This is a genomic window from uncultured Wocania sp. (genome assembly GCF_964021735.1).
Lineage (GTDB): Bacteria > Bacteroidota > Bacteroidia > Flavobacteriales > Flavobacteriaceae > Wocania_A.
This window is the reverse complement of record NZ_CAXIBN010000111.1, coordinates 1-10,663: the sequence shown is the minus strand read 5'-3', so window position 1 is coordinate 10,663 and position 10,663 is coordinate 1. Positions and strand designations below refer to the sequence as shown.

Here is a 10,663-nt window from a genome sequence, read left to right as displayed (position 1 = left end):
TTTGTAATGGTCTCGTTTAGGAGGTTTGAGAGGTGGGATTTTAAATCAGTTGTCATGATATAAAATACTAATGTTTGACCTAATTTAGTAATGATTACTTCTTGTTTTTCCTCCAGAAATAAAACTAGGTTTAGCACATTTTTCAATTGATGTCATTAGAAAAATTTCTTTCTTTTGCTCAAGAGTTTCTTTAATTAAAGTAGAACAAAAAACTTTGTCATTTTCAATTTTTTCGACTGTCCATGCTATTGAGGAGTTTGATTTGTGAAAAATATTATCTCCTATTTTTAAATTATCCATTATCTTATAAATATTTTTTAAATACTATATTTTCTCATAAACAGATTTACTCCCTCAATTGCATTTAATACTCTCTTCCTGTCATTGACATCATCAAAGTTACCATGAGTGGCATCATTTCTTAAACCAGTCCAAGAAGTTATATCTTTCAAATCTTGCTTAGTAATTATTTCAAGTCTATAGAGCTCTTTGGAAATTGGATCGATGGTCTTTTTGATATTGGTTAAATCCGCTTTTTTTTCTTCTGATATTTGCTTTAAAAACTCTTCTAACGATGCGCCAAGTAGAATTGCAGCTGCTGCTGGATGAAATTTTTTATCATTGGCCAAATTAATTGCTTGATTTAAGAAATCACTAATTATATCAACTTTTATGTTATAGGTATGACTTTTTCCAAGTTCAAGATTGAGATTAAGATACTCTTTAATTGAACTTAGAACAGAATTGGTTACTATATTTTTTTCATAACTTTCGTCCGCGTATCTTTTTGGGTATTTCTTTAAAGCATTGTAAAACTCAGTATCAATTCCTATGTAGTTTCTAACAAACTGGAGTGAAAGCAAATAGAAAGTATTGGCTTTTTCATCTTTCATATGATCTTCATATGAACATAGTTTTTCGATTTCTTCTATTTTAGTTATTAAATCAGTTATTTCCATACCATAAAGCTAAATCTAATTTTAGAATAAACATGAATTTTATCTTTTTCTTTTATAACAACTCTGTACAATCTGGTTATAAAACACCTCTGTTTTAACATGCTCAAACTCTAATGACATGGGTAACACATCAAACAACGGAATACCATCACCTAAAATAATAGGAATGGTGGTTAAGCGTAATTCATCAATTAAATCGTGCTTTAAAAAATTTTGAACTACTTTGCCACCATCAATGTATAAGTTGTTAAATCCTTTTTTGTGAATAGTGTTTAAAACATCGGTTTCATTTCCATTCAATAAAGTAACCTTGTCTTTTAAATTTTCAGGAATTGTTTTAAGTGAATGACTTAAGACAAATACGGGTTTGGTATAAGGCCATTCTATATCAAAACCTAGAACGGTTTCAAACGAGGTTCTGCCCATAATAATGGCATCAACTTCATTCATGAGGGTGTTATAACCCATATCTAGTTGGTCTGGATTTGGAATCATGTCTAACCAATCTAGTTCTCCATTCTTGCCAGCGATATAATTGTCAATGCTTTTCCCGAGGAATACGATGTTTTTCGGTTTCATATAAAGGCATGCTTTCATTAATCTGAACTAGTTTTCAGAATCTCTTATAAAAGTAAAAATTAATTTTGATATTCTCACGTCGCACTTTGGTACTCTTCAGAATGACATAAAAACAATTGGATTTAAGCTTTACGCTCCAATAACGCCATATAAAATCCGTCAAATCCAGATTGGTGAGCTAGTACTTTTTTGTCTTTAACTAAGGTGAAATTTTCTCCACCTTCCGATTTTAAAAAGGCAGCTACTTGTTCTTGGTTTTCAGATGGTAGTATCGAACACGTTGCATAAACTAATTGTCCCCCAGCTTTAACCATTTTAGAATATTGTTGTAAAATCTCTTGTTGTGTGGTTTTTATTTTTTCAATAAAATCGGGTTGTAATTTCCATTTAGCATCTGGATTTCTACGTAAAACACCTAAGCCAGAGCAGGGTGCATCAATTAAAACACGATCTGCTTTATCATACAATTTTTTAATCACTTTAGTAGACTCTATAACACGATTTTCAATGTTGTGTGCACCATTTCGTTTGGCTCGTCTTTTTAATTCATTCAATTTATTGCCGTAAATATCCATAGCAATAACTTGCCCTTTGTTTTCCATTAAAGAAGCTATGTGCAAGGTTTTACCTCCTGCACCAGCACAAGCATCAACCACACGCATTCCTGGTTTTACATTTAAAAACTCAGCGACTAATTGCGATGAAGCATCTTGTACTTCGAACCAACCATTTTTAAAAGCTTCGGTAGAAAATACATTGGCGCGTTCTTTTAGTTTTAAAGCATTCGGATAATTTGATAAAAACTCAGTTTCAATTTCAGAATCAAATAGAGTTTCTTGTAATTTCTCTTTAGTGGTTTTAAGGGTGTTTACTCTTAAAATAACATCGGCTTGTTCGTTTAAAGCAGCTATTTCTTTAGTCCAAACCGTATTTCCTAATTCTTTTTCTCCCAAAGTATCCATCCAATCTGGAATAGATTCTTTAAATTTTCTAATTTTCGATAACTCATCAAAACGTCCTTTTATTTTGCGTAAAGGTGTGCCTTCAAAATATTTCCAATCGGGTAGTTTTATACCTTTTAAAGTTGCCCATACAGCAAACATGCGCCACAGATTATCTCTATCAAAAGGTTCTTTAACCTCTGCAATTTCAGCATATAAACGTTTCCAACGTACCATATCGTAAGTTGTTTCGGCAACAAAACCTCTATCGCGTGCGCCCCAACGTTTATCGCGTTTTAAAAGTTGTTGAATAACTTTATCGGCATACTTTCCTTCGTTAAAAATTAAGGTTAAACCATCAATAACTGCAAAGCATAAATTTCTGTGTAATCGCATCGTATATAAATAAGGCTGCAAAGTTACACTAAATGCTAGGAATACACGAATGTTTTTATTTTTTGAGTGAATAGACTTATCTTTCTTGCAAATTTGTATTTATGAAATCGTTTTTTGCCAATTTTTGTGTTTTGTTGTTTTTGTTTTCTTGTGGAGAAAAAAGAAAGTTTGAACCGAGGAATTTTTCTAAGGTTGAAATTGAAACTATTTTTGAGGATTCGTTGTTGAGTATTAGAGCCATTGATATACTTGATGATAAAAGTTTGGCTTTTGCTGCCAATAATGGTGTTTTTGGACTTTACAATCCTAAAAATGAATTATGGCAAACATCCATACAACATAAAGATTCTTTTAATTTGCATTTTAGATCTGTGGCACACACCAAAGAGGATTTTTTCATGCTGAGTATTGAAAACCCAGCGTTTTTGTTTAAAACTGGACTTAATGGAAAAATGGAATTGGTTTACGAAGAAGCTGCCGAAGGCGTTTTTTATGATGCCATGACTTTTTGGAATGATAATGAAGGTATTGCCATTGGAGATTCAGTAGGTGGATGTTTAAGCATAATTATTACTCGTGATGGTGGAACTACTTGGACAAAAGTGTCTTGCGATGATTTACCAAAAGGGAAAGAGAATGAAGGCGCTTTTGCTGCCAGTAATACCAATATTGCCATTATAGAGGATAAAACATGGGTTGTTACTACAGCAGGACGGGTTTACTATTCGCCAGATAAAGGGAAAATTTGGGAGGTGTTTGATACGCCCATAATTAAAGAAAAGGAAACAGAAGGTATTTATTCTATTGATTTTTATGATGCATTACATGGATTTGCCATTGGTGGAGATTATACCAAACCAGAAGATCATGCTGCCAATAAAATAAGGACAACCGATGGCGGAAAAACATGGCAGTTGGTGGCACAAAATGAAAACCTAGGTTATAGAAGTTGTGTACAATATATACCAAATAGAGCGGGGAAGGAATTAGTTGCCATTGGTTTTAAGGGTATTGATTACAGCAATGATTCTGGAAATATTTGGAAACATTTAAGTGATGAGGGGTTTTATACGCTTCGGTTTTTAAATGATAGTATAGCTTATGCCGCTGGTGTTGGTAGGATTTCTAAGTTAACGTTTAAAGAATAAAAACATTAATAGTGTTTTGTTAAATTGAACTTGTTTATGTTTCTAATTATTAATATTATTTAGTTTGTTGAGATTCTGAAACAAGTTCAGAATAAATTTTAGTTTCCTAATTCCTTTTTCCTTCTTTTTGACGTCGCATTTTAAATTGCTTTAGCATTTTATGCTTAAACTCTTCTTCAGCAACTTTAAGCAAAATTATTTTTTTTGCTGAAATTATGCTCTTTAATTTAGTAGTTAATTGTAGACGTTCTTTATGGATATTGTTTTCAGCTGTAGTTAGCCGGTTTAATAAATTTGCCGCTTGATTTTCAGATAAGTCATCTTTGTTTTGACGAATTTCATAGTGAATTTTACGTAATTTTTTTTGTCTTATTTGATTAATATTATCGTCATGTAAATTATAAATAGGCCAAAATTGTTGTGCTTCCTTTTCAGTTAAATCAAGTTTTTCAGTTATAAAAGCAATTTTTAAAGCTTTAATTTTTTCATGTTTATCGCCTCTTTTTTCCTGTGCAAGTATGCTAAAAGAAATAAAAAGTGTGAATATAAATAGTGTGATAGTTTTCATGTGTTTTATTCTTTATAAAGATTTTCTAGGTCTTGAATATTTAAATTGTTAATTAAAAAAGTTTCAATATTTTTTTCGCTAAAATCGGATTCAGTATAATTTACTTCATCTAAGGCATCATCTTCTAATAAAGAAGCAATATCGTATACATTAATATCTTGGGTTATAATATAGTCTTCAACTGATGCTGTTTCTATAGAATTAAAATTCACTTCATCTTTCATATTAAATACGGCATTAAACATAAATATTAAACTTGCAGCTATTGCAGATGCATAAGCTACTTTTCTCCATGAAAATAAGGTGATTACTTTGGTTTCTTTTTTAGGATTAATGTTTCTTAAAATATTATCATCAACGGTTTTAAAATAATCGTCTGGAACTTTAAACCCTGTCGCTTTATTAAGCTCTAATTTATCTTTTAATTTAGGCAAAAGCGTTTCATTAAAAGACTCGAAGTAATTATCTGGTGTTTTAAAGCCTGATGATTTTATATTATGTAAATTGTTGTTTTTCATTTAATTATTGGACTCATTAGTATTTAAAAGGTTTAATCTTTAGTTAAATAACCTTCAATTTTTTTTACTGCTATGTGATAGGATGCTTTGAGTGCGCCTTCGCTGGTATCTAAAATCTCAGCCATATCCTTATATTTTATATCTTCAAAATACTTCATATTAAATACCAATTGTTGCTTTTGTGGCAACGTTGCAATAGCTTGTTGCAGTTTTAGTTGAATGGCATCACCTTCAAAATAAACATCTGTGGTTAAATTATTTATAACTATTTGTTGTACTTCTTCACTTGTTATTTGTAACCGTTTTGCATTTTTATTTATAAAAGTAATAGACTCGTTTGTGGCTATTCTGTACATCCATGAAAACAGTTTGCTATCTCCCTTAAAGTTATTAATATTTTTATAAATTTTTATAAAGGTGTTTTGTAGCACGTCGTCAGCATCATCATGCGATTTAACTATATTACGAATGTGCCAATACAAACGTTCCTTATAAAGGGAAAGCAAGGTTTTAAAGGCTTTTTCTTTATAGGTTTCAGATTTTAATTGTTCTAATAGTTGTGAGTCGTCAATCAAAGAAATAGTTTGCTTGTTAGACTATTAAATATACTAAAAGTTTAATAGGATTTTTTTAATATTTTTAAACACTGATAATCAAGTATTTAATTAGTATTTTATCGATTAAGTGTATTTAAAACACGATTAAATGCATTTTTTCTTGTGTAGTCTTTTTTTTTGATTTATGTTTGTATCAGAAACCTACTTATGTTGCTAGTTTGTCCCCAAGTCTAGCAATGAATAAAAAAAAGGATAGAAACCCAAATCTCTATCCTTTTTTAGTTTTTACAGATGTAGCTTCTATTCAAAACTTTGCATTTCTACTAATTTTTTATAGGTGCCGTTTTTAGCAATAAGATCTTTGTGCTGTCCTTGCTCAACAATTTCACCTTTCTTCAATACAACAATTTCATCAGCATTTTGGATGGTTGATAGCCTATGTGCAATTACAATAGATGTTCTGTTTTTCATCATGTTTTCTAGGGCAACTTGTACTAAACGTTCGCTTTCGGTATCGAGTGCCGATGTAGCTTCGTCTAAAACCATAATTGGTGGACTTTTTAATACAGCACGTGCAATACTTAAGCGTTGTTTTTGACCGCCAGAGAGTTTGTTGCCAGAGTCACCAATGTTAGTATTAATACCTTCGGGTAAATCTTTAACAAACTCCCAGGCATTGGCAATTTTTAAGGCTTCTATTATTTGTTCGTCGGTAGCCTTATCGTTACCTAACTTTATGTTATTTTTTATGCTTTCGTTAAAAAGAATAGCATCTTGAGTTACAATACCTAATTGCGCTCTTAAAGAACTTGTTGTTAAGTCGCGAATATCAATACCATCAATTAAAATTTGCCCTTGATTTACATCGTAAAAACGTGTTATTAAATTGGCTATAGTAGATTTTCCACTACCAGATTGTCCAACAAGTGCCACTGTTTTTCCTTTAGGAATGGTTAACGAAAAGTTTTTTAATACGTATTCGTCTTGATATTTAAAGGAAATGTTTTTAAATTCTATTTCAGAGTCAAAACTTGTTTTCTCAATAGCATTTTCTTTGTCTTTTAAAGGGTTTGGCGTGTCTATAATTTCTTGAATGCGTTCTGCAGCTGCACCACCTCTTTTTATATTGTATAAAGCTCTCGAAATAGCTTTGGCGGGTGTTAAAATATTATAGGATAAGCCCATAAAAACTAAAAAAGTGCTACCATCTAGATTAGTATCGCCGCCAAGTACTAAATTACCTCCATACCATAATATAACAGCAATCATGCAAATACCCAGAAACTCACTACTTGGCGATGCTAGGTTTTGACGGTTAAGAAGCTTGTTTGAAAAGTGATAAAATCGTGTTGTTGATTCTTGAAAACTTTTATAAAACTTGTCTTCTGCACTAAAACCTTTAATAATACGCAAGCCTGTTAGTGTTTCTTCTAATGTAGAAAGAAAGACACCTTGTTCTTTTTGTACACGATCTGATTTTCGTTTTAAACTTTTTCCTATTTTCGATATGATAAATCCCATAATAGGAATAAAAACGAAAATAAATAAGGTAAGCTGTGGGCTTATATAAAGCATTATTGCGATAGTGAAAATTATAGTTAATGGTTCTCTAACAATAAGCTCTAAAACAGATAAGAAAGAATATTGCAAATCTAAAACATCACTGGTAACTCTCGATAAAATGTCTCCTTTTCTTTGTTCAGAAAAATAAGAAAGCGGTAATTCTACAGTCTTTTTGTAAACATTATTTCTAATATCTCTAATGACACCATTTCTAAGAAATACCAAAAAGTAATTAGCTAAATAGCCAAAAATATTTTTAAGTAAAAACATAATTACAATTAATCCAACAACAAATATTAATGCTTTTGAGTTGTCTCCTCCTGTAAATTGGTGCATATAGTAGGCTAGTAAATCTTTAGTGTAATTATCAATTTCCATTAAACCAGAATAAACAGGTTCGTTTGGAGCAATCTGAGTTATAGCTTTTCCGCTACATGGATCTACGTTATCTTTCTTAAAAATAACATCTAACATGGGCTTAAGCGCTACGAATGATAGTGTGCCAAATAAAGCAAAAAACACATTAGAAATAATGTGTCCTATGGCATAACGCTTATAAGGTTTTGCATATTTTAGAATATTTATAAAATGATTCATTAGCTAAGTTGCATATCTTTAACAATGGCTGCTATTTTAGCCTCGAGTTGTTTATTTACGACTTTAAATTCTGAAGCAGAACTTAACGTAGAATTTACACTAATATAGAATTTAATTTTAGGTTCTGTACCACTTGGTCTTAAAGCAACTTGAGTTCCATCTTCTGTATAATAAATGAGTACATTAGATTTTGGAATATCAATTAAAGAATCCTCTCCAGTAAGCATGTTTTTTGAAATCGATAATAGGTAATCTTCAACTTTAACCACTTTGGAACCATTAACAGATTTAAGAGGATTTTCACGAGCGTCAATCATCATTTGTTTTATTGCTTCTGCCCCTTCAATACCTTTTTTAGTTAATGAAATGAGGTGTTCTTTATAGAAACCATGTGCTACATATAAATCTATTAATTCTTTATAAAGCGAACCGCTATTTGCTTTAGCTTGTGCTGCAATTTCACAGGCTAAAAGAGTAGAGGTTACCGCATCTTTATCGCGCACAAAGTCGCCTACCATATAGCCAAAACTTTCTTCGCCCCCACCAATAAAATTAAGATCTTTAAAGTCGTGAATTAGTTTAGCAATCCATTTAAAACCAGTAAGTACAATTTTACTTTCTACATGGTAAGATGCAGCAAGTTTATTTAACATTGGTGTAGAAACTATTGTTGATGCTATAAATTCTTTACCTTTAATTTTATCTTCTTTTTTCCATTGTTTAAGAAGGAACTCGGTCATCATTAACATGGTTTGATTACCGTTAAGCAATTGTAACTCGTTTTCTGAGTTACGGACAGCTATACCTAATCTATCACAATCTGGATCTGTACCTATAACGATATCTGCATTTACTTTTTTAGCTAATTCTAACGCCATTTTTAAGGCAGCAGGTTCTTCTGGATTTGGTGAAGCAACTGTTGGAAAATCGCCATTTGGCACTTCTTGTTCTTTTACAATATGTACGTTTTTATAACCAGCTCGTTTTAAAGTTTCTGGAACTGCAGTTATAGATGTGCCATGAAGCGATGTAAAAACAATAGTTAAATCGTCTTTTGCTAATTGCGGCGTATTGAAACTGCCATTGCTTACAGATGCGTTAATAAAAGCATCATCAACATCTTTGCCTATATAATGAATTAAATCGTTATTGGCTTTAAATTTTATATCTGAATAGTCTAAATGATTTATTACATTAATAATAGCGTCATCATGTGGCGGTACTAATTGTCCCCCATCTTGCCAATAGACTTTGTAACCATTATATTCTGGAGGGTTGTGAGATGCTGTTAATACAATACCACAGTGACAATTTAAATGTTTTAGTGCAAATGATAATTCGGGAGTAGGTCTTAAATCTTCAAATAAATAAACTTGAATACCATTGGCAGAAAATACATCGGCAACCACTTTTGCTAAAGATTTACTATTATGTCTGCAATCGTAAGCAATTACAGCTTTAGGTGTTTCGTTGGGGAAAGACTTGTGCAAATAATCGCTTAATCCTTGCGTATTTTTTCCTAGGGTGTATTTGTTAATTCTGTTGGTGCCAACACCCATAACACCACGCATTCCACCAGTTCCAAATTCTAAATCTTTATAAAAACTTTCTTGAATATCTTCTGGATTACTAGCAATTCTATCTTTTATAATTTGTTGCGTTTCTTCATCAAAAGTTGGGGTTAACCACGTATTAATTCGTTCTAAAATTTCTGGTTTAATATGAATCATGTTAAGCGTTAATTAGTTGCACAATTGCAAAAATAAGCAATTCATTAGTTAGTTTATTGTTTTTGTAATTTAGAAACAAAATTTTATAACTATAACCTTTTAGTTACATAGTTTAATTGAAGTTTAATTCGTCTTTAACTAAATAACGTTTTCTGTTTTGTTTGGTACGTAAAATGAGTTCGCCTAAAAAACCAGCAACAAAAAATTGTGTACCTATTATCATGGTAGATAATGCAATGTAGAATTGTGGGCGTTGGGTAATGAGTCTACCCATGGGGTTTATAAATATTTTGTCTAGACCTAAATAGAAAGAAAATCCGAATCCGATAGCAAACATAATAAACCCTAAGCTTCCAAATAAATGCATAGGGCGTTTGCCAAAACGTGATAAAAACCAAATGGTAATTAGGTCTAAAAAGCCATGGATAAAACGATCCATTCCAAATTTGGTTTCGCCATATTTTCTGGCTTGGTGTTGCACTACTTTTTCTCCAATTTTTGTAAATCCAGCATTTTTAGAAAGTACAGGAATATAGCGATGCATTTCGCCATTAACATCAATATTTTTTATAACATCAAGTTTATAGGCTTTAAGGCCGCAATTAAAATCATTAAGTTTAACACCAGAGGTTTTTCGAGCTGCCCAATTAAATAATTTTGATGGTAAATTTTTTGCTATTACAGAATCGTAACGCTTCTTTTTCCAACCAGAAACTAAATCGTAACCATCATTTATAATCATGTTGTATAACTCAGGAATTTCGTCTGGGTTATCTTGCAAATCGGCATCCATGGTAATTACAACGTCGCCCAGTGCTTTTTCAAAACCAGCATGAAGTGCTTGAGATTTTCCAAAGTTTTTTAAAAAACGTATCCCTTTTACGTGTTTATTTTGGTTAGATAAGTTACTAATAATCTGCCAAGAATCATCGGTACTGCCATCATCAATAAAAATAACTTCATAAGAAAAATGATTGGATAGCATAACCTTTGCAATCCAATCATTTAATTCTGTTAAAGACTCTTGTTCGTTAAGTAGTGGTATGACTACAGATATATTCATTTATATGTTTCAAAATTTTACACTTCAAAAATACTGAAATTATT

General features: G+C 31.4%; 11 protein-coding genes. 1 reads left to right on the top strand and 10 read right to left on the bottom strand.

Going from position 1 to position 10,663, the window contains the following annotated elements; genetic code table 11:
- Window positions 1-84: 84 nt before the first annotated feature.
- The 4 genes from AADI82_RS10420 to AADI82_RS10405 form a co-directional block, all read right to left on the bottom strand.
- Window positions 85-300 carry a hypothetical protein gene (locus AADI82_RS10420; RefSeq protein ID WP_341216381.1) on the bottom strand — a complete coding sequence of 72 codons (216 nt, stop codon included), beginning with the start codon at window positions 298-300 and terminating at the stop codon, window positions 85-87.
- 17 nt (window positions 301-317) lie between these two features.
- On the bottom strand, window positions 318-959 hold the full coding sequence (locus AADI82_RS10415; RefSeq protein ID WP_341216380.1) for a hypothetical protein: 642 nt from the start codon (window positions 957-959) through the stop codon (window positions 318-320).
- 39 nt (window positions 960-998) lie between these two features.
- Entirely contained in the window at window positions 999-1,538 is a 540-nt protein-coding gene (locus AADI82_RS10410) for a dihydrofolate reductase family protein (RefSeq protein WP_341216379.1), read from the bottom strand.
- 122 nt (window positions 1,539-1,660) lie between these two features.
- Entirely contained in the window at window positions 1,661-2,875 is a 1,215-nt protein-coding gene (locus tag AADI82_RS10405; protein WP_341216378.1) for a methyltransferase domain-containing protein, read from the bottom strand.
- A 101-nt stretch (window positions 2,876-2,976) separates the two neighbouring features.
- Between AADI82_RS10405 and AADI82_RS10400 the strand changes: the two genes are divergently transcribed.
- Entirely contained in the window at window positions 2,977-4,023 is a 1,047-nt protein-coding gene (locus AADI82_RS10400) for an oxidoreductase (protein ID WP_341216377.1), read from the top strand.
- 106 nt (window positions 4,024-4,129) lie between these two features.
- Here AADI82_RS10400 and AADI82_RS10395 read toward each other — a convergent pair whose 3' ends face one another.
- The 6 genes from AADI82_RS10395 to AADI82_RS10370 form a co-directional block, all read right to left on the bottom strand.
- Window positions 4,130-4,591 carry a sensor of ECF-type sigma factor gene (locus AADI82_RS10395; RefSeq protein WP_341216376.1) on the bottom strand — a complete coding sequence of 154 codons (462 nt, stop codon included), beginning with the start codon at window positions 4,589-4,591 and terminating at the stop codon, window positions 4,130-4,132.
- Between the two features lie 5 nt (window positions 4,592-4,596).
- Complete coding sequence (locus AADI82_RS10390) at window positions 4,597-5,109, bottom strand: hypothetical protein (protein ID WP_341216375.1); 513 nt, start codon at window positions 5,107-5,109, stop codon at window positions 4,597-4,599.
- Between the two features lie 32 nt (window positions 5,110-5,141).
- The gene (locus AADI82_RS10385; RefSeq protein ID WP_341216374.1) at window positions 5,142-5,684 is read right to left on the bottom strand and encodes an RNA polymerase sigma factor; all 543 of its coding nucleotides are present in this window, start codon (window positions 5,682-5,684) and stop codon (window positions 5,142-5,144) included.
- A 282-nt stretch (window positions 5,685-5,966) separates the two neighbouring features.
- Window positions 5,967-7,826, bottom strand: a complete 1,860-nt coding sequence (locus AADI82_RS10380) for an ABC transporter ATP-binding protein (RefSeq protein WP_341216373.1) — start codon at window positions 7,824-7,826, stop codon at window positions 5,967-5,969.
- The gene (locus tag AADI82_RS10375; RefSeq protein WP_341216372.1) at window positions 7,826-9,556 is read right to left on the bottom strand and encodes a phospho-sugar mutase; all 1,731 of its coding nucleotides are present in this window, start codon (window positions 9,554-9,556) and stop codon (window positions 7,826-7,828) included. Before AADI82_RS10375 ends, AADI82_RS10380 begins: the two co-directional genes overlap by 1 nt.
- Window positions 9,557-9,668: 112 nt before the next feature.
- Window positions 9,669-10,619, bottom strand: a complete 951-nt coding sequence (locus AADI82_RS10370; RefSeq protein WP_341216371.1) for a glycosyltransferase family 2 protein — start codon at window positions 10,617-10,619, stop codon at window positions 9,669-9,671.
- Window positions 10,620-10,663: the final 44 nt, after the last annotated feature.